The 24,922-nt window shown below is 38.4% G+C and carries 22 protein-coding genes and 2 pseudogenes; 8 read left to right on the top strand and 16 right to left on the bottom strand.

Annotation, left to right across the window (positions count from 1 at the left end):
- Positions 1-11 precede the first annotated feature (11 nt).
- The 8 genes from JOD17_RS00650 to JOD17_RS21460 all read right to left on the bottom strand — a co-directional run bounded on the left by JOD17_RS00650 (position 12) and on the right by JOD17_RS21460 (position 9,893).
- Positions 12-1,157, bottom strand: coding sequence for a M20 family metallopeptidase (locus JOD17_RS00650; protein WP_204695237.1), 1,146 nt, complete (start codon positions 1,155-1,157; stop codon positions 12-14).
- Positions 1,158-1,171: 14 nt separating this feature from the next.
- Positions 1,172-2,671 carry a sodium:solute symporter family protein gene (locus JOD17_RS00655; RefSeq protein WP_204695239.1) on the bottom strand — a complete coding sequence of 500 codons (1,500 nt, stop codon included), beginning with the start codon at positions 2,669-2,671 and terminating at the stop codon, positions 1,172-1,174.
- A gap of 12 nt (positions 2,672-2,683) precedes the next feature.
- Positions 2,684-2,890, bottom strand: coding sequence for a DUF3311 domain-containing protein (locus JOD17_RS00660; protein ID WP_239575086.1), 207 nt, complete (start codon positions 2,888-2,890; stop codon positions 2,684-2,686).
- A gap of 303 nt (positions 2,891-3,193) precedes the next feature.
- A complete protein-coding gene (locus tag JOD17_RS00665) occupies positions 3,194-4,048 on the bottom strand; it encodes an alpha/beta fold hydrolase (protein WP_204695246.1) in 855 nt (284 codons plus the stop codon).
- Positions 4,049-4,152: 104 nt separating this feature from the next.
- Complete coding sequence (locus tag JOD17_RS00670; protein ID WP_204695247.1) at positions 4,153-4,704, bottom strand: putative glycolipid-binding domain-containing protein; 552 nt, start codon at positions 4,702-4,704, stop codon at positions 4,153-4,155.
- 145 nt (positions 4,705-4,849) lie between these two features.
- Complete coding sequence (locus tag JOD17_RS00675; RefSeq protein ID WP_204695248.1) at positions 4,850-6,820, bottom strand: putative Ig domain-containing protein; 1,971 nt, start codon at positions 6,818-6,820, stop codon at positions 4,850-4,852.
- Positions 6,821-7,188: 368 nt separating this feature from the next.
- Entirely contained in the window at positions 7,189-8,736 is a 1,548-nt protein-coding gene (locus tag JOD17_RS00680; RefSeq protein WP_275581609.1) for an ABC transporter permease/substrate-binding protein, read from the bottom strand.
- A 101-nt stretch (positions 8,737-8,837) separates the two neighbouring features.
- Positions 8,838-9,893 (bottom strand): ABC transporter ATP-binding protein, encoded by a 1,056-nt coding sequence (locus JOD17_RS21460; RefSeq protein WP_275581610.1) that lies wholly within the window; start codon positions 9,891-9,893, stop codon positions 8,838-8,840.
- Between the two features lie 263 nt (positions 9,894-10,156).
- Between JOD17_RS21460 and JOD17_RS00690 the strand changes: the two genes are divergently transcribed.
- Complete coding sequence (locus JOD17_RS00690; RefSeq protein ID WP_204695249.1) at positions 10,157-10,408, top strand: hypothetical protein; 252 nt, start codon at positions 10,157-10,159, stop codon at positions 10,406-10,408.
- A gap of 425 nt (positions 10,409-10,833) precedes the next feature.
- Here the strand turns inward: JOD17_RS00690 and JOD17_RS00695 are convergent, their stop codons facing one another.
- The gene (locus JOD17_RS00695; RefSeq protein ID WP_204695250.1) at positions 10,834-11,385 is read right to left on the bottom strand and encodes a hypothetical protein; all 552 of its coding nucleotides are present in this window, start codon (positions 11,383-11,385) and stop codon (positions 10,834-10,836) included.
- 362 nt (positions 11,386-11,747) lie between these two features.
- Here JOD17_RS00695 and JOD17_RS21805 point away from each other — a divergent pair.
- Positions 11,748-11,960 (top strand): annotated as a pseudogene (locus JOD17_RS21805) (redoxin domain-containing protein); the annotation flags it as partial.
- 111 nt (positions 11,961-12,071) lie between these two features.
- On the opposite strand, the gene JOD17_RS00705 reads toward JOD17_RS21805, so the two are convergent.
- Together JOD17_RS00705 and JOD17_RS00710 are read right to left on the bottom strand one after the other, a co-directional pair.
- The gene (locus JOD17_RS00705) at positions 12,072-12,515 is read right to left on the bottom strand and encodes a hypothetical protein (protein WP_204695252.1); all 444 of its coding nucleotides are present in this window, start codon (positions 12,513-12,515) and stop codon (positions 12,072-12,074) included.
- Positions 12,516-12,542: 27 nt separating this feature from the next.
- The gene (locus JOD17_RS00710) at positions 12,543-13,481 is read right to left on the bottom strand and encodes a hypothetical protein (RefSeq protein WP_204695253.1); all 939 of its coding nucleotides are present in this window, start codon (positions 13,479-13,481) and stop codon (positions 12,543-12,545) included.
- 114 nt (positions 13,482-13,595) lie between these two features.
- Between JOD17_RS00710 and JOD17_RS00715 the strand changes: the two genes are divergently transcribed.
- A complete protein-coding gene (locus tag JOD17_RS00715; protein ID WP_204695254.1) occupies positions 13,596-14,489 on the top strand; it encodes a hypothetical protein in 894 nt (297 codons plus the stop codon).
- A 140-nt stretch (positions 14,490-14,629) separates the two neighbouring features.
- Here the strand turns inward: JOD17_RS00715 and JOD17_RS00720 are convergent, their stop codons facing one another.
- Positions 14,630-14,902: a hypothetical protein gene (locus JOD17_RS00720; protein WP_204695255.1), complete on the bottom strand. Its 273-nt coding sequence runs from the start codon at positions 14,900-14,902 to the stop codon at positions 14,630-14,632.
- A gap of 250 nt (positions 14,903-15,152) precedes the next feature.
- Here JOD17_RS00720 and JOD17_RS00725 point away from each other — a divergent pair, with 250 nt between their 5' ends.
- Genes JOD17_RS00725 through JOD17_RS00740 form a run of 4 tightly spaced genes read left to right on the top strand, consistent with a single transcriptional unit; the run spans position 15,153 to position 19,723 of the window.
- A complete protein-coding gene (locus JOD17_RS00725; RefSeq protein WP_204695256.1) occupies positions 15,153-16,058 on the top strand; it encodes a fumarylacetoacetate hydrolase family protein in 906 nt (301 codons plus the stop codon).
- 21 nt (positions 16,059-16,079) lie between these two features.
- The gene (locus tag JOD17_RS00730) at positions 16,080-16,901 is read left to right on the top strand and encodes a TrmB family transcriptional regulator (RefSeq protein ID WP_204695257.1); all 822 of its coding nucleotides are present in this window, start codon (positions 16,080-16,082) and stop codon (positions 16,899-16,901) included.
- Between the two features lie 57 nt (positions 16,902-16,958).
- On the top strand, positions 16,959-18,935 hold the full coding sequence (locus JOD17_RS00735; protein WP_204695258.1) for a sodium:solute symporter family protein: 1,977 nt from the start codon (positions 16,959-16,961) through the stop codon (positions 18,933-18,935).
- Positions 18,936-18,961: 26 nt separating this feature from the next.
- Positions 18,962-19,723: a cyclase family protein gene (locus JOD17_RS00740; protein WP_204695259.1), complete on the top strand. Its 762-nt coding sequence runs from the start codon at positions 18,962-18,964 to the stop codon at positions 19,721-19,723.
- Between the two features lie 816 nt (positions 19,724-20,539).
- On the opposite strand, the gene JOD17_RS00745 is transcribed toward JOD17_RS00740, so the two are convergent.
- From JOD17_RS00745 to JOD17_RS00760, 4 genes and pseudogenes are all read right to left on the bottom strand, one after another.
- Entirely contained in the window at positions 20,540-20,845 is a 306-nt protein-coding gene (locus JOD17_RS00745; RefSeq protein ID WP_204695260.1) for a hypothetical protein, read from the bottom strand.
- Between the two features lie 916 nt (positions 20,846-21,761).
- Positions 21,762-22,230: pseudogene (locus tag JOD17_RS00750) on the bottom strand (NUDIX domain-containing protein).
- 78 nt (positions 22,231-22,308) lie between these two features.
- Positions 22,309-22,863 (bottom strand): histidine phosphatase family protein, encoded by a 555-nt coding sequence (locus tag JOD17_RS00755; protein ID WP_204695261.1) that lies wholly within the window; start codon positions 22,861-22,863, stop codon positions 22,309-22,311.
- A gap of 59 nt (positions 22,864-22,922) precedes the next feature.
- Positions 22,923-23,357, bottom strand: coding sequence for an NUDIX hydrolase (locus tag JOD17_RS00760; protein ID WP_204695262.1), 435 nt, complete (start codon positions 23,355-23,357; stop codon positions 22,923-22,925).
- A gap of 265 nt (positions 23,358-23,622) precedes the next feature.
- Between JOD17_RS00760 and JOD17_RS00765 the strand changes: the two genes are divergently transcribed.
- Positions 23,623-24,876, top strand: coding sequence for an aminopeptidase (locus tag JOD17_RS00765; RefSeq protein ID WP_204695263.1), 1,254 nt, complete (start codon positions 23,623-23,625; stop codon positions 24,874-24,876).
- Positions 24,877-24,922: the final 46 nt, after the last annotated feature.

A 24,922-nucleotide genomic window follows, 5' to 3' on the forward strand; every position in this document is an offset into this window, starting at 1 on the left:
TCCAAAAGAAACTAACTCTCCATAAGCTTTTTAAGGACTGTAACGCAATCAATAATTTGCTGTACTTCAACGTATTCATCAATCATATGAGCTTGCTCTAAATTTCCAGGTCCAAACACAGCAATATTCTTATTGCCAGTCTTTAAACCGATCATCGCGACATCTGTATAAGCAGGAAAACCGCTATGACCGATGTCGGTTTGAAAAGATGCTTCATATGCATGTTCAATTCGAGCTAAAAGGTTAGAGTTTTCATCTGATTCTAAAGGAATTCGAGCAAAACCAAATTGTTCTATTTTGAAGTTTGATCCTGTCACTCTTGCACAACCTTGCTTTAGTGATTGTTCTACAATCTTTTCTGCTTCTTCTTGGGTCATTGGGGGTACTAATCTAAAATCAATCTCAAACTGAACAGAACCCGAAACCATATTTGTTTTCTCACCACCATGAATCGTTCCTACAGACAATGTAGGCTCACCGAATATCTCATGATTGTATTCTAGTTTACTTACGTTACGTTTAAGATCAGTGATACATTCTGCTGCAGCGTGTGCAGCATCAATACCTAACTTTGCATTTCCGCAATGCGAGCTTTTTCCAATAACAGTGATCTTATACCATATTGTTCCCTTATGAACTTTCGATAGTGTTAAACTTGTTGGTTCGGTAGCCAGAAAATGAGCATCTTCAGGTACGATTCCATCCTCAATTAAAGCTACAGCCCCTTTCATATACGGACCTTCTTCATCGACACTAGCAATTACATAAATGTCACGTTTCACTTCAGTTTTTGATTCCGCAAGTTCTTTTAGAGCAACTAATGTTGATGCTAAGCCACTTTTCATGTCACAAGAACCTCTACCATACAGCTTTCCATCAATGATCTCACCGGAATAAGGACCTACACTCCATTCCCCTTCTGCTGGTACGGTATCCATATGAGAAATAATTACGAGAGGCGGTAATGAACTATGTTCACATGGATACTTTATAATTATATTGTTTCTATGTTCTTCAACTGATTGTACCTTTACGGAAATACCTTCTATTCCCTCCAACCATTTTAAAATATAATCAGCACACTCTTTTTCGTTACCATAAGGATTTACGCTCGGAATTTGCACTAAGTCTCTCGTTAATTGAATCGCCGTATGCAAAACTAACATCTCCTTTATGCAATATTTTTCTTATCATTAAGTCCTTTATGTTCTTCCTGATTGAACTCTTTCAATGCCAACTCAAAGCGATTCGACACCGATACAGGTCGAGGCTTTGTTAGCAAGCTGACCACAACGAAGAGTATTACATTTACAAATAGACCATACATTGAAGAACTAAGACCAAATGGTAACGGTAAAGGAGTAAATTGAAGGATCATCATGACGAACAATCCACTAATAATGCCAGTCAATGCTCCGATTGAAGTAGAGCGTTTCCAGAATAATGCACCCAATGTAGGTACGATTAACTGCGCAGTCCCACCAAACGCAATTAGACCCACCGTTACGAGTAGACCTGGTGCAAATAAAGCTAAAACGTAAGCAATAGCTGAAAATACAACTAAGTAATACCTACCAATTCTCATAAGTTTTTCATGTGAAGCATTGGGATTTTTATATCTTTGATAAAAATCTTTTGTCATTACAGTAGACACAGCATGGATTTGACTATTTGCAGTCGACATTGCAGCCGAAGCCCCAGCTGCCAGAATTAATGCAGCGATAATAAATGGTGCATACTCCATTAATAGTAACGGAAGTATTTGATCGGGATTCTCTACACCGGGCATTACCAGAACCCCTGTCCAACTAACTAACAGTGAACCTGCATAACAAATCGCAATAATAGATATTAGAAAAGGCATTAGATTAAAGATCGTACCATTCTTAACCGAATACATACGCAACCACATTTGAGGACCCATTAATGCTCCAATTGCTGTTATAAAACAAAGTGAAATCCACATACCATATCCTGCATTCCCATCAGGACCAGGTAACACCATATGTTCTGGATATTGAGCTTGCATCTGCTCAAACATAGCTATGGGTCCACCTACAACATTAGAAAGGTAAAGCCCAGCAAATAGCAGACCAAATAATAAAATTGCACCATAGATAATATCTGTCCACGCAATTGCTCTTATCCCGCCAACCCAAACATAAATTAAAATAACGATATAAAACATTAATGCAGCTAACCAAAAAGGAATATAACCTCCTGAAGCAATTTCTATTAAATAAGCTCCGCCTGTCAACTGAATTTGTAAGTATGGAATCGTAAAAACCACAACGACGATACCAACCACTACTCTTATTTTTTCGCTATCATAAAAATCACCTAAAAGATCTGACGGCGTCACATAATTAAACTTCTTCCCTAAGTACCAAACCCTCTTCCCAACTACAAAATACAAAATCCCAAATAAAATGTTCCAACCAATTGCAGTTAAATAAACAGGTCCTTCAGAATATAAAGAGGCGTTGGATCCCAAAAAAGCAAATGCACTCCACCATGTTGCCGATACTGTAAAAAATGTTGTGATTGAACCCATATTACGGCCTTGTATGAAATAATCATCACTCGTATTGTCCGATTTAGTTGCCGCCAATACCCCTACGATTAATGGGATTATCATAAATAATAGTATTATAACTACACCAGAGACCAACTTCTTCACCCCTTACTCTGTTTTTTGATTACCCCAATTTAATTTATATGCGATGTACATAACTAGGGTTAAAATTGCCCACCAAAGAAAATTCCAAAAAATAAAAAAAGGTAAACCTAAAATTACTGGTTCAATCCGATTCGCTAATAAGATTATTGGACTTTGAAGCATAAATAAACCACCAATTATTAAGATCAAGATTACTTTACGTACACTCAAAACTTCTCACCCCTTATTGAATCAGAATTATTAGATTATTTTATTATTACTAACATACCAAACAATTAACTTTAATGATTCATACATGCTGTTTAACAAACCTCATATTTACCGTTACATTCTGTATTCCTATTGTGAACGAATCTATCAAGGAGTTTTAATCAAATACCATAAAATGGGGAGATTATGTAGCTAAAAATTAAAACTTCAAAATCGCCAAATAAACGTTTTTACGAGGGGATTTTGCATCGACTATATACATCGAACCATCAAAATCCCCACATACAAGAACTTACCCCTACGCTAGTTTTCTTTGAGGGCTTCTTTAATAGTTCCATTCACAAACTCTTGAAACTTCTTTTCCTCTTCCGAGAATGGATTGTGGTTGCTTTCTTCAAAGATGGTTAACGAAGCTGTTGGGATCAATTGAGCAATTTCAATTCCGAACTTCATCGGGCACTGGGCATCGTATTTTCCGGCATAAATATAGCTAGGTACAGTTACATTTTTTAGCTTCTCCCTGATATCATAGGTAGGATATTCAACTTTCCTAAAATAATCTAGCCTCTCTCCGACAGGTTTACCACTATTCGGCTTCGTCATCGCATCTTGCAGCTTATCTTCTGAGTAATAGGACATTAAAGCCCATTCATAATTCAGTTTTCTTCGAGTTTCAATTGGTGTTGTCGGATCGTTTAGTTGATCCATAATATCTACGATGAGCGTGAAATTCAGATTTTCGGGGCAATAAATGGAGTTCGGATCTGATCCATATTCATAACTTGCCGCTGCCCCACCTGCGATAATCTTCGTTAAAGAAGCTGGTCGATTAATCGCATACTTCAATGCCAACATCCCACCGGTAGAGTGGCCTGCAAATCCCCATTGGTCAAACTCTAAGGTGTCACGAAGTGCTTCCAAATCCAAGATCGTCACTTCCATATTGTATTCATGTTCCTGTTTCGCACCTACGGATTGACCTGCACCCCTAAGATTAATGAGGTGTACCTTATAGACATCCGTAAATGGATTTGCAAAGGCATTTCCACGTTCATTAAAAGCACTATAATGATGGGTGACGGCTAAAGGCTCACCGTCTCCTTTTATGAAAACTTCAAAGACACCCCTGTCTGTCTCAATCAGCTGTTGAGTCCACATGCAAGACCCTCCATTTCATTCTGTAATCATTGATAAACTTCTATTTAATCGATACTACTCAGCACTTTATGCTAATTTTTAACGTTTTACTTGCACACTTTACTTTAATAGATCTTTTGAAAAACATTAGGGTAATCAATTACAAAACCATCATCGTCGACTGTTATTTCTGTTTGATAACCTCGACACTCATAATCATAGTAACGATTGCCATCCTTTGTTTTACTATATTTATAACTCTGCTTAACCTTCATAACTTCTAATTCAGGGAAAGAAATATACACCATCTCAAACTTCTTTTCATCACCTACATTCCAACTCTCTCTATTGATTGGTAACGTGTTTGAAAACGGGGTTGCTGATAAATCTACATCAATCGCTCCTCTAAGGTTTTCTAAAGGTGCTCCATCCTCATTAAACCAATTCCCATTTCCATCGCTATGTATTTTCAATCGATTTTGGTTTTCTATTTCTATATTCACTTCAGTTGTAACCCAATTTTGATTTAGTTGGATGCAGTATTTTATTGCTATTGGTTTAACGTCATCGACGGTAGTAATGATTGTTCCAATTGCATTAATGTCTTTTTCTATCCTCAAATCAAAATGCTCGTAACCGAATGCCTCTAAATTTTTCCATATAATTTTTTTATTCATTGTATCTCTCCTTCGTTGTCTATTCGCTTTCTATAAAACATTTCCTTCTACAGTTTAATACCCTAACACTCTACAAATTAGAAAAAGCGATACGCTATTAACGTATCGCTTAGAAGGAACTCCTTTTAACTTTACCGGATAACCATCACTCAGTTTCTTCTACCGTAATCGAGAAGCTCATCGTCTCTTCAACTTCGAATTGGTTGAATGCTGTCACTGTAATCTCATACGTGCCTGGTTCGGTTGGGACACCTGAGATTGTGCGGCTATCCGCAACACCGACCATGCCTTCGGGTAGTCCTTCGAATTCTATGGCTGCATCGTCATCATTGACGAATAGATCAATTGGACTGATTTCTTCGCCTGATTTCACAGTCAGGTCATCTTGTTGGCGGATGTTCAATTGTCCGATCTGCTGATCGTCGTCTCCATCCCTTTTTGGTGACTCATATGGGATCGGTTTAGGTTCATTTTCTGGAGGTTCAGCAACCGATTGATCAACATTGCCAAGTTGGATCTGGTCGGTCATAACAGTCGTTCCTCGTGTGCTTAAAGACAGCGGAGCCGTGTACTCATCGGTTTCCGGTTGATAGTTACGATTTCCAGTATCATAGTCTGTTGCATTGAACTCACCGAGTTTCGGTGAGTACGTATTTACGGTAACTTCACCAGCATCGATATCAAACTGCAACAACCGCATGAATCCTGTGTTACGCTCGCCATCGACTTCATAGTTCTGGTAATCTGCTAACATTTCAAAAACTGGACCGTTGTTGCCGTTAAAGTTCTGATTCCAAGCCGTTCCATGATAGTGACCGGAAGAGACCATGACGATGTTGTCATTTTTTTCGACGACTTGTGTTCTCAGTAAATGACTGTTATCACCGTAGCCTCTGTTTCCAGACGCTTTTGTAGCATCATCACTACTTGATGCTCTCAAATAGGAATGCGTGAACAAAAATGCATCACGATTTGGAAACGCCTCAAGCACTTCATTCGCCCAGTTTCTCTGTGCGTTCGTATGACCATATGGCAAGTGAACCGCGATAAATTCATGGTCGTCGACTTCAAATAAGTCGTAATGAGCGGAGTTATCCCCTTCTTGCCATGGACCGCCGTAAGTACCGTTCTCCCAAGATTGTGATGCTTCCTCGTATCGTTCTTGAGAGAAATAATCATTGAACATATCATTGCCAAAAGCACCCCAACCGTTGTCGTGGTTACCTGGGAGGATGCCGTTTGGAATCCCAGCCTCATCAATGATCGCCTGCATATCCGAAGCAAATCCGAATTCCTTCTGCGCCTGTTCTTCTGAATGATGCGGCAACATCCAATTTTCGATAATGTCACCTGTATGAGCAACGTATGCGATTTTTCGCTGATCTTGATTATCAACGATCCAATTCATCTTATCTCTGTAAGCTGAAGCGAAACGCTCCTGTGCGTCTTCATCGAGTTCTGGGTCAACGGCTCCTTCTGCTAAGAACTGAGTATCTGTGATGTGAGCCATCGAGAAATCATACGTTTCAGGATCACGGAAATCGTCTGTAACACCGCTGGAGTCAGGTTTCCAGTTGCCTGTTCTCGTCATCGATGAATCTTCACCAACAATGGCGATGTGTGCAGCATCATTCACATCACGATAATCCTCAGACAGATAGGCTTTCAATACTGTATTGTCAGGTGCAGAGCCTGATTCACTTCGTAATTGATCCCAACGCTCTTTTTCATGATTCCACGCCAATAAGGAAACGTCACGTTCTGGGTCAACCTTCCCGCTCCATCTAACTGGAGTGTGCTCCCCAGGATGCTCCAATTCAAACGCCTGATAAGGGGAAGCATTTGGTCCAACTTGTTCCGACTGCCAGAGTTCATCGTCTTCCTCAAGAACCTCCTCTGGTGCAGAACTGAAATCCATGAGTGCCGGTCTTTGTAACTCATCTGTGAAACTTCCTTGCGTGGCACCAAACGGCTCAGTTGCGACCACTTCAGATGTTGAGGCTGCAATCAGCGTTGCAGCCGTTCCAAATGCCACCATCATAAAACCTGCACGCGTTGCCCATTGTCGCCTTCTTGGAATTGATGCGATCCGAAAACCTCGAGTTTTTACTTTCATTGTAGTCCTCCTTACAAAGTTAATTAGAAATTTGATCTCAAGATACGTTTTCCATACCGCTTTGTAAGACCTCCATGAATCACCTCCAATCACGCTTCACCTGTGCATTCTCTTATAACTGCTGATTATTTCTGTTATAATTGCTATAAATTCACTATAAATGATCGATGTTAAGTGATCATAAAGCCGAAGTTAATAGATTCTAAACTATACAACAATATCAAAGTGTCTAAATACACAGACTTTATGCACTGGACTTCACTCTGAACTTTCACCTCAAAAGCGCAGTATAAAAGGAAAAACCACCAGTTTTCACCTGGTGGCTTTTCCTTTTATCGCGTTGTTTTATACTTTACAAAGTTAATGTTTTAATTATCCAATAGTCCTTGTTCAACTAAAAAATCTCGTGCAACTTCTTCGGGATCTTCATCTTCAATATCGACTCGGAAGTTTAACTCTGAAATCTCTTCAACCGTTCCAACTCCTGCTAATTGATTTAAAATCTCTTCGATTTCAGGGTGTTGTTGGAGTGCAAAGTTCGTCACTAAAGGTGCTGCTTGGTAAGGTGGGAATAAATCTTCATCATCTTCCAAAACGACCATGTCATATTCTACGAGTTGTGGATCAGTCGAGAAGACATCACTAATTTCAATACTCCCGTTACTAATGGCTTGATAACGGGTCGACACATCGATGGACGTCACATCTGAAAAACTAAACCCATACACATCTTCAAACCCCGCATATCCGTCTTCACGATCCATAAACTCAAAGGTAAAGCCCACACTTAACTCGTTCGTATATGGCATTAAATCAGAAATCGTACTCACTTCTAATTCTTCAGCGAGCTCCCTCGGCATCGCTAAGGCATACGTATTCTGAAAGCCCATTGGTTCTAAAAAGTGAAAACCATACTCCTCGTAGATTCCGTCCCGTGCTTCTTGATACGACTCTTCTTCGTCATAACTAAACTCTTCCTCATTTAATAGGTCGGCCAATACCGTCCCACTGAATTCAGGATAAATATCAACATCTCCAACAATTAACGCATTGAAGTTCACGTTCGTTGCACCAAGAGGTGCAATGACTTCTACGTTTAAGTCGGTTTCTTCCTCGATTAATAGCTTGTACATATTCGCAAGAATCGGGGGTTCCGGACCTAGCTTCCCACCGATGACTAAATCAGGTTCATCTTTAAACATAGAGACGACCGGTTGTATAAACACGATCAAAAGGGCGATGGCGACAACGGCTATGATCGGCTTAAATGAGGCACGTCGGTTCCTTTTTGTACCTCGTTCTGTTAAACGAAGAATAACATCTAACACAATCGCTAGAAGTGCAGCAGGAAGTGCTCCAAACAAGATGTATTCATTATTCGTTCGCTGAATCCCTGTCATAATGATTTGCCCGAGGCCACCCCCACCAACGAGAGCCGCAAGCGTTGCCGTGCCGACAATTAACACCATTGACGTACGAATTCCCGCCATGATCGTCGGCATCGCTAGGGGAAGTTCGATTTTCATTAAGCTTCGATAAGAATTCATCCCCATCCCTCTTGCCGCTTCAACAATGGCCGGATCAACTTCTCGAATTCCGGTGAACGTATTTCTCATGATCGGTAACAATGCGTACGCCGTCAGAGCAATAATCGCTGGTGTCGTCCCAATTCCAACAAATAAAACGAGAAAACCGAGTAAAGCAAGCGATGGAATCGTCTGTAATACCGCCGCAAACCCAATGATCCACTCAGAATAGCGAGTGTACCTCGTTAATAAAATTCCTATCGGTAAGGCGATCGCAACTGCAATCAATAGTGAGACGAGTGAAAGTTGTACGTGCTCCCAAAAGGAGTTGAATAGTAAATCCGATCGTTCTTGAAACAGTGACACGTAAGATTCCATAAAATTCGCCATATCGTTTTGCACCAATCAACATTGACTCATTCCTAGTTGACTGTGCATTCCTCTATTCCTTGCACTAGGAGGGTGCATGTAATCTTTTTTTCTGATTGCAGCTATACTAACGCACGAGCTAAGTCTTTATAAGAGACACTTCCAATGACCTTGCCATTCTCTTGAACCGGTAAAGCTGGAAGATGACTACTCTCCAATAGTTCAAATGCTGACTTCACAGAACTTGATGCATCAATTGGAATCATCGCCTCCAACTCGTTGTGATCGTTATACGTCGTTACCCATTCACCGTGCTCATTTATAATAAACTGTACCGTTACTCGCTGTTCATCACGATGAGTTCGTATGTATTCACTCCTGTCAATTGGCGTTAACGATTCTTTTAACGACAGGTTCTTCTTTTCAACGGACCGACCAATAAAAGCTTCGACCGCTGGTGTTGCAGGATTTCGTTTCAACTCATCTGCCGTACCTACTTGTAACAAAACACCCGCTTCCATCATGCCAATTCTGTCTCCGAGCAAAGTCGCTTCGTTCATGTCATGCGTCACAAACACAATCGTTTTTTTGATTCTTTGTTGTAATGCTTTTATGTCTTTTTGCAATTGTTCTCGTACGAGTGGATCGAGCGCACTAAACGGTTCATCCATTAAAATAATGTCCGGATCACCTGCGAGAGCTCTTGCAACCCCGATCCGCTGTTGTTGACCACCCGATAAATCAGCCGGAAGCCGGTCACGATATGTCTCGGGATCCATCCCCACCAGTTCTAGCAATTCATTCACTCGTTTTTGTATATCGTCTTGTTTCCATTTTTTCATCTCAGGTACGACCGCAATATTCTCTGCGACAGTTAGATGAGGGAATAGTGCAATCTGTTGCAAGACGTAACCAATGTTCCATCGCAATTCATGCATGTTAACGTCTGTATGATTTGAACCATTAATCGTAATCGTACCGCTTGACGCATCAATTAATCGGTTAATCATCTTAAGCGTCGTCGTTTTGCCACATCCGCTCGGCCCAATTAACACGAAGAATTCACCACGTTCAATCGTAAACGATAATCCTTTTACTGCTTTTCTATCTTCTGTAAACGACTTGTCCACTTGATTAAATGTAATCACCGAAACCGTACCCCTCATTTCTTCACTCATTCAATTGCTCATTAAACGTAGTATAACCCGACTTTCAACTTTAAAAATAAACGACCACTTTCGCAAACTTCACATAATTCCTGAGCTTTACTCTTAATGCATAGTCTATTTTTAACAGAAAATGGATGTCAGGTAAAACGTTTTGATCTTTTAATCGGGGATTACATAGTAGAGCCCCCGCGAACGTGAAAGGCTATTGCTTGAACTGTATTCGTTTGTCGCTTACTATGAACCTTTCGAATGGAAACGCAAGGGGGAAACATGTGCAAAGAGATGTAAATAAGATCATTACGACCGTCAGCTACACCCTGTTTTTCGTTTTTTGGGTTGCATCCTTTCTCTCATTGGTGTTTACAAACAGTATGGGTTATTTTTATCTTATAGGTTTTCTCTTCTTCTTTAGCGGATTAACGATTGTAGAAATTAGAAAAGGGACTAAGAAACTTTCCATATTTTATGGAGCATTCTTTATTATATTTTTATTGCTTGGGATTTTAGAATTTTTTGTTTATTGAGGGTGGATTGAAGAGAAAAACTGCTATGAATACAAGCCTTATTAATTTCCTAGTTCTAGCTTACTTACGCTCCTGGAATATCTTTTCAAATCGATTGATTGCCTTTATCATTAAACAAGATCATTCATAACAGTAGGAGGTAATTGTATTAAGAAAGTCATCATCAGAAAGTTGCTAATAGCCATTTTACTTCTTACATCATTGATTAGTTACTTTAGCCTGTTGGATGTATTCAGGGATCGTGACATTACTTGGATTGAAAACATAGCCTCCGCTTTATTTGTTAGCGTAATTTTCCTAATCATATGGTTAATGGAAGCTTTTCGTAGGAGCAAACAAGAGAACGAGGTTTAGAAGAACAGCATGATCGTCGGCAGAGCGCGAGGTAAGCCTGAACTGCGAAACACAGTCTTCATAGTTTGGCTTTAATCATTATCTTGCTCTTCTGCCATCTCCTCAGCAATATCGCCCTCTTCTGCATCATCAGGAATTACATCTTCAAGTTGAAAGAAACCCTCGTCAAATTCATCAACTTCTTCAAAATCCAAAACCGTTATCGTCTGCTCAAACTGTGTAGAAGTTTTGCTTTTCACAATCATATTGGTGTCTTGATCGAACCAGTGCTCACTTTCACCTTCATCAAAGCTGACAATGACTTTGTAAGTCAGCACATCATTCACTTCTTCTTCACCCTCATACGTGAGCGACGTGTCCTCCTCAGCAATATTACTTTCAAGAGTACTCGCCCAATTCAACAAGTCTGCAGCAGCATCTTCTTCAATCGGTAATTCTTCTTCATTGTAAACGTTATAATAATCTTGATAATTGATGACATGTTGACCGTCAGATGCTTGATACATCGTGCCTGTCGTTTGCTCTTCATCTATTTCAAACCTTGAGTGGACTGGATCCGCAGATAAATCTGCATATTCAATTGTATCAAGTGGCTCATTCTCCTCACCAGCAATTTCAAACACAATTCGATAACGCTCAATTTCAGCAACATTCCTGATGAATTCAGTTGCAATCTCTTCAGCTTGATTTAGCTCTTCCGTTTCAATATCTCCTAATTCTTCATTATCAGAACCATCTTCTGAGGCTTCGTTATCCCCACCCGTTAAGGCAGTCTCTTCATTCTCAGTCTCACTACAAGCAGAAAGCGCAGATAAGACAAGTCCTTCTACTGATCAGCTACACATTTTATAGCCAATCACAAACAGAAATTGGGTCCGTACAAGTCGGTGATGCCGCACCAAACTTTTCCTTATATAACATCCTTGATGATCAAGTGATTGAACTTGAGTCCTTTAAAGGCAAAGGGGTCTAGTTAAATTTCTGGGGAACTTGGTGTCCTCCTTGCGAGGAAATGCCTTGCACGGAAAATCAATATTACGTACAAGATGGAGACATTGAGATCTTTGCCGTCAATGTGGGAGAAAGCGAAGTCAAAGTTGATCGATTCGTTAACAGACACGAGCTAACTTTTCCTATTTTATTAGATCATAATAGGGGTGTTTTAAATGCCTATGGAGTCAAGCCTTTCTTGCTGTAGCGAACCGAGAAAACGATGGTTTGTGATGTTAAGTTATCCGCCTACAATTATAAATGTAGGCGAAGTATGATTTAAGTTTCTATAACTGAAGTAAGGTTCTAAACCTTACTTTTAGTGCTCCACATTTAAGTATTGCACCAATCTTAAAACATAGATCTCCAAATACTCATTGGTTGATTCATCTGAACCTGTAGTAACTTCATATTCTTCTTTGGTTATAAATCCTTCTGCAAACATGAGATAGTCTTCATAACTCAATGATTCAGTGAATATGCCTTGTGTCTCCTGTAAATGCAAGAAGTTATCCTCTGATAATACTGCTCTGCTATAAATATAAGCATCATAACTGGTTGTTGGTAACACTTCGTAATCCGTGCCAACAACATTATCAATTCCCTCATAAAAGGACTCTTCATCGATATCTGTTCGTGCTAACTCAATATTGTGCTTTTCTTGAGAACTTAAATTTACATCCTCTAGACCTTTCACTTCATTTGAATTGCAACCTGATATAAGAAGCAGCAATAATAGCAATAGATATTGGCGTCTTTTCAAAACCCGTCTCCTCCCATAATTCCACACTTATAATAAATCGTCCGTTTTATGCGGTGATCGTTGAGGTAACTCCTCATTCATTGCCTCAATATTCCTTGTTCCCTCAACAAAATACGGGTATGCTTCTTCATGTCTTTGATCACTTTGCATGCCAATCTCTTTGCCAGTTTCAAAAAATTCACGTGTCTCTTTAGACCAGGCTGCTAACTTATTATAATCCTGTATATAGGGTTCAATCTTTGCAAGTTGATATTCTACACTCTGTGCAGTTACTAACAAAGCACCCCAACCGCGTAAATCACCGTTTTCTACGTCCATCTGAGATACTTGATCAAACTGCTCATCATTAATGAGTTGAATTTCATTTTCATTAAGTTCCTTAAGCTTTCCTTCATGAAATTCTCCATTAACATCATAATGATGTTGATTCAATGCTTCAATAATACTCATCATAAAACCAATTGCTTGAGTTCCATGTGGTTCAATTTCATTCGTATCGTGACGATCAAAATTTAACCAGCGTAAATCATTAACCATCTTCGTTTCTTTATCAAAAACTAGATGATTGCTATAGTAAATGCTATTTTCCCTAAAATTATAATTGTCAGGGAGTTGCTCTCGTGCTTCATCTTCTGTTATTCGTCCCTCTTCAGGTAATTCAAAATCAGCGAACAAGGTTCCAATTTGATAATAATCCTCCTGATCAAAAGAAGACTCAATCGTCATGCTGTGATCAGTTTCCTTTTGATAACCTTCACTAGTCTCATCATCGGTTTGCACAACATTACTCTCAGATTGGCACCCAAATAAAAGAAAACCAAACAACAATAATAAAGATCTACTCTTTCGAATCGTTGACCACTCCACAAAATGAGATTGTTTCCTAATTATATAGTAGATGAGTAATTTATCAACATAATTAACAGAAAATTCAATACTTAAACTGCGAAGCTTCCGCTCTTTCAATTCCCCCGCCCCACTACAACTTGATGCAATTCTTCTATCATGTTCTGTCCCTATATTAGTTTAAAAGTATCTATATTAATGAAAATAGTAAGTAATAGATTAGGGGGAGAGTTCATGGATAAAAGCTATACTTACATAGGTCTTATGACGATATCATCGATTGTATTCATGGGTTGCAGTAACGGGACAGAGAATATAGCTGAACCCGAAGAAACTGAAGAGGTCGCTTCAATTGATGAAAACGATGACGCACTAGCTCAACATCCAGATGACCTCAATGAAGGTGAAACGATACTTCAAAATGCAATTTTTACAAATGAAAGTACGGAATCTTACTACATTGAACTAAGAATAACGAATGAATTTGATGAAGAGTTAGAGTTGAAGGATGATGCAAGAGACATCAATGAGTATGTACTCTACGATGATGATGTTATTTATTCTAGAGAAGAGCATTTGGATCACGCAGCTGGTGTATTGTACACATCTAATGATGCGGAGCGTATTTATAATTATTTAGAAGATCATCTCGTTTATGAATCGGAAGAGCTTTTAGATGAAGGAACGACCAACTTAAGTGCTTGGGTTGGACTTATGAGAAATGCGATCGAAACGATCGATTCTTCAAATATAAATTACGAAGGATTAGAGGAAGTTAACGGCGATCCATCTTACAAAGTTTCAGTAAGTGATGAGGGGGCAATGACTACTTTTTGGTTAGAAGAAAGTACATTCAATGTTCGACAGACAGAAACACAATTACACGAATCTGATCAGGAATCGGACACAACAACAACAACTGAAATTCTTGATTTCATTTCGAACAGAACGCTGGACCTTTTGAAGAAGGTTTTTTCAGACTTGAAGATGTCATTTCTAATGAAGCTGAGGAAGGAGATATTTCTGAAATTATTTCAGATGAAATTGAAGATGAGACTGGTGAAGATGACTAATCATTATTGTAAATCAAAACAACCTTCCCGGCTAAAATCTTACCTCATTAAATAGCAAAAGACTCCCTAAGATAAATATTGTCTATTTTTAAACGTATACATTGAAACAACATGTTCATGGTTATTGGCTGAAGATCTAATTCAGACATAACGTACAAACTCCTCAAGCTAATTAATTCACTCGAGGAGTTCTCTTCAAAGATCTGTATTTAGTAAATTCATGATTTCCTTTTCGATTTTCGTCTTTTTAATCTTTAATTTAGTCTCATTGTATCTTTTTATAAGGCCGTAAAAATCGAGCAGCGCTTGCTTTTTTAAGTTTTGTCTTGCCAAGGCATTCCAGCGAATAATTCTTAATGATTCGTAAAAAAACCGTGCATTTGTATAGCTTTGGGTTTCTTTTAACTGTATCAATAATCTCGCTATTTCTTCGCGCTCTTCAAAGGTATAGTCAATGTCTTCTTTCAATGTACCGCCCTCCTTCAATGGATCTAATCAGTGAAACGCAACAGTATAAATATCAACTTAAATGCAGTATATTCTTTTGGTTCTTAAATTTGAACCTAATCATTGTACATGTCATTGTCATAACAACAGGCATATAAAGTGTTAGGAATTACATTATATTAACAGAATATTCATTTAAATCATTGACTACTTACTACTATAGTAGTATGATTATTTGAAATAAATACTCGGTGGAAGAAAGGTGATTTGTATGAAGCTTTTAACGTTTCAAGACCCAAGAGGGAATTTACGTGCAGGGTTTTTAAAGGAAGAATCTATTTACGACCTTCAAACAATAAGCAATAATAAGCTACCAAATACAATCTTGGAGCTCATTCAAAGTTATCCGAAGTATCAGGATACACTCCCAACTTATTTCGCAAATGCCAAACCATCTTATCATTTAGATCAAGTGAAGGTTAAAGCGCCTATACCGAATCCACCAAGCATCCGCGACTTTATGGCATTTGAAGAACATATTGTTAATGCTACGAAGAAAAGCGGTCTCACTTTAGCAAAGGAATGGTACGAGATACCTGCCTTTTATTTCACAAATCATTTAGCCCTTGTCGGCAACGAAGAAATTGTAGAACGACCGCCTAACTGCAAAGCATTGGACTTTGAATTAGAAATCGCTTGTATCATCGGTAAACGTGGGAAAAATATAAAAGCTGAAAATGCCGAACAACACATATTTGGTTACACCATATTTAATGACTGGTCTGCACGTGATTTACAAATGAAAGAAATGAAAGTGGGACTCGGACCCGCAAAAGGCAAAGATTTTGCTACGTCAATTGGACCGGTCATCGTGACAAAGGATGAATTAGAGCTGTACAAAACCGAAAAGGGGCATAATTTGGCGATGACAGCAAAGGTAAACGGTGTTGAATTGTCTCGTGGAAACTTTAAAGATATTCACTATTCATTTGAACAAATGATTGAACGAGCATCAGATGGTGTAGAGTTACACCCTGGTGAAATCATAGGATCGGGAACCGTTGGCACAGGATGTATCTTGGAACTCGGTACAGACGTTCAGCCTTGGTTAGAACCAGGCGATATTGTAGAGCTGCACATCGAAGGAATCGGAACATTAAAGAATCAAATCAAGTAAACAAACAAGGTGTGATTTACAATGAGTAACGAATATGAAGACATTATTTTAACCCTAAAGAATTACGGTTTAAATTCCTATGAAGCGAAGGTATACTTGTCACTTCTATATAAAAACCCATCAAACGGAAATATGATTGCTACAGATTCAGGCGTACCAAGCCCTAAAATTTATGAATCGCTAAGGACTTTAATGAACAAAGGCATTGTTTTCTTGGTATCTAAAGGTGAACAGTCCAAAAATAAGCTTTATACACCACTCCCCTATCAAGACTTAATCAAACGGTTTGAAGTACAGTTCAGTGATGAAATTTCATTTTTACAAAAACATCTAAAAGACATTCATGAGCAAAGTGAACAAACATGGCCAAAACTATCGCACATTGAAGGGTACGAACCAGCCATTGAAGCAATTAAGCACTTTATTGATGAATCCGAGGAGTCCATACTCATTAGCTGCTGGGAAAAGGAATTGCAGGCTTTACTGCCACATCTGTTGCAAGCTCACAAAAGAGGCATACGTGTAGTGAGCTTAGTATTTGACTATACACCTGATTCTTCAAAAATTCCTTGGCGCAATTTTACTCATCAGGCAAATGAAAAGGTGCGCCAGCGCCACAAAAACGAGTTAATTATCGTAATCGATGAACACAAAACCATTAGTGTTGAAGCAAATCGACGAAAAGCGAACGCAGTTATTTCTAATCATCAATTTATGGTACGAACTGCAGTGAATTATATTCGTCATGACATTTACGTTAATCGTATGATTGCGGACATCGGTCATGAAAAGTTACAAGAAATCTACGGAGAAAACTTTTCGGCTTTAATTGATGATTTTTGATCTTCATCAATCATTAAAATGTAAGCGCTTCACATATTGATCTTAGGGGTGAACGATATGAGTTTTAATTTATTGTTTTTGTTCATGTTATTAACATTTGGGTTAATTCTTGTTGTTGCTTCTCTCGTCACGCGTAAATGGATTCGGAGTTCCAATGATTACTTGATTGCCGGTAGAGAAGTCGGTATGATTGTAAACATTTTCGGGGTTGCTGCCATCGGATTCGCGGGAACGATGATCTCTCTGGGGCCAGGCATTACCATTTTGTACGGTGTATGGGGTTCTTTGGGGTTTAGTATCGCCTTTATGATAATAGGTCTAATGTTGTACGGGCTATTCTTTACACCTTATATTCGTCGATCTGGCGCTCAAACACTACCTGAGTGGCTCGAAATGCGCTTTGATGCTAAGACGAGACTTCTTATAACAATATCATCTATCTTTGGATTACTTGGCATTATGGCGAATAATGTGATATCTATGGCGATTATCACAACTGAATTTACAGGCTGGTCACTTTTATTGACATTAGCGGGAATATTCTTCGTTTTTCTCTTCTTCACCTATATAGGAGGATTTTGGGCAATAACACTTACTGATTTTATTCAAATGATTATCGGCTTAATTGCGATGCCAGTCCTTTTAATTGCAATAATTTCTCAGTATGGCGGAATCTCATTTATAAACTCGAATTGGCCATCAGCAACATCTTTCTTTACAGCAGGCATAGGCGGTCAAACCATTCCCGTTTTTTCTCTGCAATATCCAAGTATTTTAACTTTTGTTGTGATGTTTGGATGTTTTCTTGTCTGGGGGAATAACTACTATTGGTTACGGGCATCAACTGCTCGTGATGAAAAAACAGCAAAAATGTCGTATGTTTACGCAGCACTCTTATTAGCACTCGTTCCCTCTTTAATTTTACTTGTAGTTGGTGTTTACACAGGAGCAGCGTTCTCAGATTTATTACCGCCGTACGGCGATTCAGATCCTATGGGTGCATATGGATTGATGTTAACCTCTCTCCCAATTGGAATCGCAGCCATTGCACTACTAGGAGCTTTAGCAGCTTCCGTTTCAACAGCGACAACCGCATTAATCGGTGCCTCAAGTACTGCGGTGCGCGATATATATCAACGTTATATTCGCCCTGAAGCAACTTCCAAACAGTTAATAAAGCCGTCAAAAATCATCACGCTCGTTCTTGGATTACTCGTATGGTTGTTAACGTTCTATCCAGGAGGGCCATTGTATTTATTTGCATTTTCGACAGCATGGCTCGGCCCCCCTTCCATACTCGTTGTTCTCGGTATTTTTTGGAAGCGGACGACAATGAAAGGCGCTTTCATAGGGGGACTTTCAGGGATTATTGCCACAACATTAGCTACACTACTAGGCGATATTGCTGGAATTATCCCAATTAGCGAATACACACATATCGGCATCATTGGTCTAGTTGTTACACTATCGATAACGGTGTTCGTTAGCTTAGCCACTCAACCTAATTATTACGGAAAAGCCAGTTGGAATCTTCAGTCGCAAAATCTTGATGTATCCGTTAAAAAAGGCTCTCATGAGGAACAAATTCTTAGCTTAATTAATCGGGGTTACAATACGATGGTACAAATTACCGATATGCTTGGTGTGGATTCATCTGTAAGTAATCGAGCCATCGAAAACCTTGATCGACAAGGACTTATTGTACGAAAAAAACTTACTGGAGCAGGCTTCTATTCATTCTCGCTAACCGATGATGGAACCAGATATAGCCAAGGACTTGTCACATTCATTGAAGATAAATTAACGAATGAAGAGATTATGTTCATAGAGAAAATTGATGCAGGCATTGAGGTTTTTAATCAATATATTGACGAAGAAAATCTAGAATCACTCAAAATATCCGCAATGTTCTCGAAGCTCAAAGATGATAAATATTTGATTGAAAAAGGGTTATGGCGGCGACAAATCCTTGTAACTGACAAAGGTAAAGGCATAGTGAACAAATACAAAAACCAAATAATAAAAGAAGCTTAAAATTAATTAACTTAGGAGGAAATAACATGACTAGAAGAATAATTGATTTGAGTGTTCCGATGGACAATAATGTAAAGGAACCTTTTCCACCAGAGATCACTTATGATTCTCATGCTAAAGGCGCCGTTCAAGCAGCAGGGATTTTAGGGCTTGAGGCAAGCGACTTCCCTAATAATGAGGCATGGGCAAATGAAACCGTCACATTGACCACTCATACAGGAACACATGTTGATGCGCCTTGGCATTATGCTTCTAAAACTGCAGGTGAAAAATCCAGAACGATTGATGAGTTACCTTTAGAATGGTTTTATAGTGATGGTGTTCTCTTTGATTTTAGTGACAAAGAACCAGGTTATGAAATACAGACTGAGGATTTACAAAAACAACTAAATGAGATGTCGTATGATCTTAAACCTTTTGATATCGTTCTAATTCGAACGGACACAGATCATAACTTGTTTAAAGAGGACTATCTAGCTTCACAACCTGGGGTATCTGCGGATGCTACCCGTTGGCTCATAGATAAAGGTATTAAGGTTATGGGTATCGATGGCTGGGGTTGGGATATCCCACTAGCACTACAAGCTGAAGATTATCGTACGAATCCAAGAGAGGGTGTACTATGGGCAGCGCATTTCGTCGGCAAAGAGGCGGAATATTGTCAAATTGAGAAGCTTGCTAACCTTGATCAACTACCCGAAAAACACGGATTTAAGGTCGCAGCGTTTCCGATTAAAATCACAGGAGCAAGCGCTGGTTGGTCTAGACCAGTAGCAATTTTCGAATAAATTTTATGCTACAAGCTATGTGAAGCTTTTATAACGCTAATTCGATTAAATATCATCTTAAGAGGTCCACAGAATAACTTGTTATTATCCTTGGATCTCTTTTCAGCTTTAATCGCCTTCAAAGTTGAAACAACCAAGCTATAAATACTTATTTGTATCAAAGTACTTGTGTGTATTCTTTCGTCCAGATTTAATACAAACCCCAATAATAAACTTAGAATCCTTTTGTAAAATATAAACCGTGAGCCTCTATTTACAAAATTATTTATATAAAAAATCAATCCAAATAAACCAAATGGTCAATAGTAGAAATATGAAAGCTAAAATATAGTAAAAAACACTTTGTTGATTTGAAACTGTGTTCTCTTTTTTACCGATTAAAGTCTGTACTATTAAAAAGGCACCAAACAGGAAGGGGATTGCACTAAACAAACTAAAAGAAAAGACAAAGTTAAGAATGACGACAATAATCATAAGCATAATAATTATGTTGCTTATCCCCCTCATAATCTCCCCCTGACTCCTATAGTGAATCAACCAAAAAACTAAAAATTGAAAAAGAACAGCCCGAACAAAATCAAGAATAAGATCGCCAATAAAAGATAATGAGCTTTACTCAGCAGACTTTCTTTTTCTGAAATAAATTCATTGAAGAACACCGCACTTACAGCTAAAAAAATAGGAAACAGAGGTAATTCAATAGGGATAATTTCAAAAGTTGATATTAGAACCGAATAGACAATAAAGCACCGTCAAAACTATGAATACATTCTTAATTACGTTAACGCCGACACCCCCACAACAACGATCAGAGAATTAAGTCGTTATTGCCAGTAAATTTATTCCGTAAAACATAATCAAAATCACGCCAAAGAAAATGCTATAACGCACTACCTTTTGCTTACCTGTTAGGTTTTTAGATTTTTTTCTTTCATTATAATAAGGCTGTATTAAAGGCATTAGAACGGCTGATAATACAAAAACAGTAATCGCAACAGTCAAAACTTGAACAAATGCAAGATCCATATTAACTGTCCATGCCAACACTAATAATAGTGGTATTCCTATAAGTAACCCTACAGCATGCTTTAACAGGTTAAATAAGTATTCTTTAATACTCATTAACAGAGCCCCTTTCCAGGATAGCCAACTCCAAGCAATTTTTCTGAGAGCCAATACTCATTGCTTCACCAGTGTTATTTCTATACCCTCAAGAAACTTCCACTAATCTTCCAACTAAATGCTCAACTACCTGGTCTGTTTACATAGAAATGAGAAACATTTACACTAACAAATTAAACATGAAAGGGATTCCATATACCAATAAGATTAAGATAGTAAGGTATACACCCCATCCGATAATAATTTTCTTCTTACTTGTATTCATCTCTTCTCTCATTTTATATATAAGATGCTTTTTAAAAAGAAAGTAAATAAGTCCAAACATCATCATTGATATAACACCAGTCGAAACTATATCACTTATACTGGCAATTTCTCCTGATCGACCCAACTCCGATAGGTATCTTCCTGCAACGATTGAAAAGGGAAAAAGAATAAAAAAATAAAGAAACAATCGATTCCTTATCTGCTTCGATTCCGTATTCGTCATTGGAATTCCTCCACAAAACATATTGAGGCAAGAGTGTATTCTTATATGAAAAATGTTATTAGTACCCAAAAGAGCATCACAAACACTGCCGTTGAGTAGCCATAGATCAAATCATTTTTCTAGAAAAGCGCTTCTTTTTTCGAGTTTTTGTGCATTTACACAAGATACCTCACGCTCTCTTATTTTCTTTTTTATTTTTCATAAATGTATAAATTGCACCTATAATAGAAATTAAAATCGTAGCAATGATACCTATCGTTACAGTATTTCGAAGAGAAACTTACGGGTCAGCCAACCAATGGTAGGTGAGAAGTAATACAAAACCTCCGGCTGCACCGAACAATATTTTTGCAAGCGTCCTTAGGTAAGCGATACGTATTCACTCCTTAAGTTAAGCTTATAAGATTGATTACGAGATGCTACTATTTAAGTTATTCTAGTTACGATGTTACCAGCAGTATCTTTTTCATTATCCCACTGTACCTGTATTTCAAATGTGCCATCTTCAAAGAACAACGGAAACCGCCTTCTTATAGACTCTTGCATTGGTAGATCGTTCACATCCTTAATTTCAACCCAAGTTGGCGTTCCCTCAGGAGGATTCGACAATGCTTCTCCTTGGAATTCCTTGCATAGATAATTAAAGATGATGTACCGATCTTTTTTTCCCAGGGTTTACATATTCATATATCCCTTTGAATTGAGGGTTGAAAATGTCTAAACCCGTTTCTTCTTTTACTTCTCGAATTGTGCTTTCTACAAAGCTTTCAGGGAAATCAACCTTACCTCCAGGTGGAATAAACCCTTTAAAATCGTCATGGTTTCGATCTAATAACAGAACTTTATCGCCATGTTGTATTAAGCAAAGCGTCCAAAACTTATCATTAATATCCATGACTTATTCACTCCCTTACGTGCCTCTTCACTAAGATTTACGCGATCCATATTGTGGACAAGATAAACTCCACAACTCTTATCTTAGATCCTCTCGCCATAAACGTTCCATAGTAACTTCATTGTTGATGTAATTTAATACAAACACATCAGGATTACTAAGACGTTTCCAACTGTTGAAATCAAAACTGTTATCATAACTCTTTAATAATAGAGACATCAAATTTCCGTGAGTAACGATTATGGTGTTTTCAGACTCATTTTCAAAAGCTTCGTCTACAACGTTTACGATTCGCTTCATAGCCTCTTTACTCGACTCGCCACCTTCGAATTTCAAATCCAAATCACTGAATGTTGTTTTAAGCTTTTCAAGCCAGCCAGGTAAATCCCTTGTACTTAATGTGCGCTCTGATAAACGTTCATCAATCTCTATTTTTAGTTTAGCTTTCTCGCTCATGGGTTCAACTGACTGAATTGCACGTAAAAAGGGACTTGATATAATTCGATCGATTGTAATTTCCGAGAAAAATTCAGTTAAATGTATTGCTTGCATAAATCCTTGTTTAGTTAATTGTGACTCCGGAGGTTGCCCTTGTGCTTCACAATGTCGTACTATGTATATTCTTTTTTCCATACACCATTTCTCCCCATTTATGTATAACAACTATTACTTCCATCTACACATCAACGTTGTTATGACGAATGACTTCGAATTAATGACTCCGCATGTTTAATGCTTTCCTTTAAATGTATTGGTGAATTGGATTGACTTACGATTTCCTCAGTTGTTAACCATAATACGTCTTCTACTTCGTCAGGGCTTTTAGAAAATGCCTCCCCCGATTCATATTTACAAAGAAAAACAATATCCACAACATGTTCACCTTTATCTGTTACGAACGATGTACTATGTACATAATTCAACTCGTCTTTAACGTTCACACCGACTTCTTCTACGATCTCTCGTTTCACTGTTTTCTCTAATATGTCTGATGAATTCCCAACTAGATCTACCTTGCCCCCAACAAGAGAAAGCTGGCCACCTGCATGTTCCTCTTTGTGGCTTCTTACAATAATCAGCCACTTATCATTTTTCCTTATTGCACCTTCAACATTTACAATAAACATTTTTAAATACCTCCTATTAAAATATCCTTACTACTTCTTCACAGCTTGCAATATCCCCTTTTATAAGCTCTCTTATGTCGTTAAATGGACTTTCATACACAATCACGTCTGATCATAGTACAACGTCACCAATTCTTTTCTAATTAATATAGTGTTTAAAATAGCCTACTATTTCGATGCTTTTATTGAATTCACATTAGTTGGTATAATTTAAAGATAACTAAGTGAATTGGGATCGTTATTGTAACGGTTAGGAGCTGAGAATATGATTAGAGGGAAGTATGAGCTTGTTAGTGAAGAACAGTTGAACAAGTATGCAGAGCTTGCTGTATGGTCGGGTGTGAATGTGCAAAAGAATCAATTAGTCATTATACATAGTGACATCGAACATGCTACGTTTGCACGTCTAATCCAAACAACTGCCTATGATGCGGGTGCTTCAAACGTGGTTATCGATTGGACAGATGAAGCGTCTACTAAAGAATTTTATTTACATGCAACAAATGATGCCATCGATCACTTTCCTGACTGGCAGATTGCCCGCTATAAGGAGTGGGACAATATGGGTGCTGCGTATATCCATATTATTTCTGAAAATCCAGGGGTCTTTAAAGAGGTATCCCCGAAACGGATGAGCCATTTCCAAAAAGTTTCCCGCACCAAGTTGAAGGATCATTACGCAAAGACTAGATCCCACGAGGTACGTTGGTGTCTTCTCGCTGTGCCTTCCTTTTCGTGGGCAACTAAAGTATTTCCCCACTTATGTAAAGAAGAAGCTTTGCAATTATTATGGCAATTGATCTTACAAGGAGCTCGGGCAGATGGACCAAATCCTATAAAAGAGTGGGAAAATCATGACAAAGCTTTCGAGTCCCGAAAAAAGTTCTTAAACGACAGCCAGTTCGATGCCTTACATTTTACGAATCGTCGGGGAACTGATTTATTAGTCGGAATGCCTAAAAATCACCGATATATCGGCGGGGGTGTTAAGGATAAAAAGGGTATCCCATTCTTTCCGAACATTCCCACTGAAGAGATCTTTTCCGCTCCCCACAGAGATCAGGTCAATGGCAAACTATTCTCCACTAAACCGCTGATCTATGGAGGAAGTGTCATCGACGATTTCTACCTAACCTTTAAAGAGGGACGGATTACAGACTATGATGCCACCACAGGGCAAGAAGCGTTACAACGTCTCATCGAAACCGACGAAGGTTCACATTATCTAGGTGAGATCGCCTTAGTTTCTAACCATTCTCCTCTGTCTCAAACGAATACTCTCTTTTACAACACCTTATTTGATGAAAATACCGCTTGTCATATTGGAATCGGCAACGCTTCCCCTTCTAACCTTCAAAATGGCAGTGACTTATCGAAGGAAGAATTGAAAGAAGCCGGACTAAATACTTCACTCCTGTTAATCAATGTGACCTTTGGTACCGAAGATATGAAAGTAGTAGGTATTAAAGAAGACAAAACTAAAGTCCTTTTACTGAAAGATGGGGATTTTCAATTCTAACTTGGCTACTACTGAAGTATTTTGAGTAATTAATAATTAGAGGGGA

The organism is Geomicrobium sediminis, assembly GCF_016908595.1.
Classification (GTDB): domain Bacteria; phylum Bacillota; class Bacilli; order Bacillales; family Marinococcaceae; genus Geomicrobium_A; species Geomicrobium_A sediminis.

Excerpts from the sequence above, each read along its gene's own strand:
- JOD17_RS00665 (WP_204695246.1), bottom strand. The coding sequence starts at position 4,048 with ATGTGGACTCAACAGCTGATTGAGACAGACAGGGGTGTCTTTGAAGTT.
- JOD17_RS00670 (WP_204695247.1), bottom strand. The coding sequence starts at position 4,704 with ATGAATAAAAAAATTATATGGAAAAATTTAGAGGCATTCGGTTACGAG.
- JOD17_RS00675 (WP_204695248.1), bottom strand. The coding sequence starts at position 6,820 with ATGAAAGTAAAAACTCGAGGTTTTCGGATCGCATCAATTCCAAGAAGG.
- JOD17_RS00680 (WP_275581609.1), bottom strand. The coding sequence starts at position 8,736 with ATGGCGAATTTTATGGAATCTTACGTGTCACTGTTTCAAGAACGATCG.
- JOD17_RS21460 (WP_275581610.1), bottom strand. The coding sequence starts at position 9,893 with ATGAGTGAAGAAATGAGGGGTACGGTTTCGGTGATTACATTTAATCAA.
- JOD17_RS00715 (WP_204695254.1), top strand. The coding sequence starts at position 13,596 with ATGGATAAAAGCTATACTTACATAGGTCTTATGACGATATCATCGATT.
- JOD17_RS00725 (WP_204695256.1), top strand. The coding sequence starts at position 15,153 with ATGAAGCTTTTAACGTTTCAAGACCCAAGAGGGAATTTACGTGCAGGG.
- JOD17_RS00730 (WP_204695257.1), top strand. The coding sequence starts at position 16,080 with ATGAGTAACGAATATGAAGACATTATTTTAACCCTAAAGAATTACGGT.
- JOD17_RS00735 (WP_204695258.1), top strand. The coding sequence starts at position 16,959 with ATGAGTTTTAATTTATTGTTTTTGTTCATGTTATTAACATTTGGGTTA.
- JOD17_RS00740 (WP_204695259.1), top strand. The coding sequence starts at position 18,962 with ATGACTAGAAGAATAATTGATTTGAGTGTTCCGATGGACAATAATGTA.
- JOD17_RS00745 (WP_204695260.1), bottom strand. The coding sequence starts at position 20,845 with ATGAGTATTAAAGAATACTTATTTAACCTGTTAAAGCATGCTGTAGGG.
- JOD17_RS00755 (WP_204695261.1), bottom strand. The coding sequence starts at position 22,863 with ATGGAAAAAAGAATATACATAGTACGACATTGTGAAGCACAAGGGCAA.
- JOD17_RS00760 (WP_204695262.1), bottom strand. The coding sequence starts at position 23,357 with ATGTTTATTGTAAATGTTGAAGGTGCAATAAGGAAAAATGATAAGTGG.
- JOD17_RS00765 (WP_204695263.1), top strand. The coding sequence starts at position 23,623 with ATGATTAGAGGGAAGTATGAGCTTGTTAGTGAAGAACAGTTGAACAAG.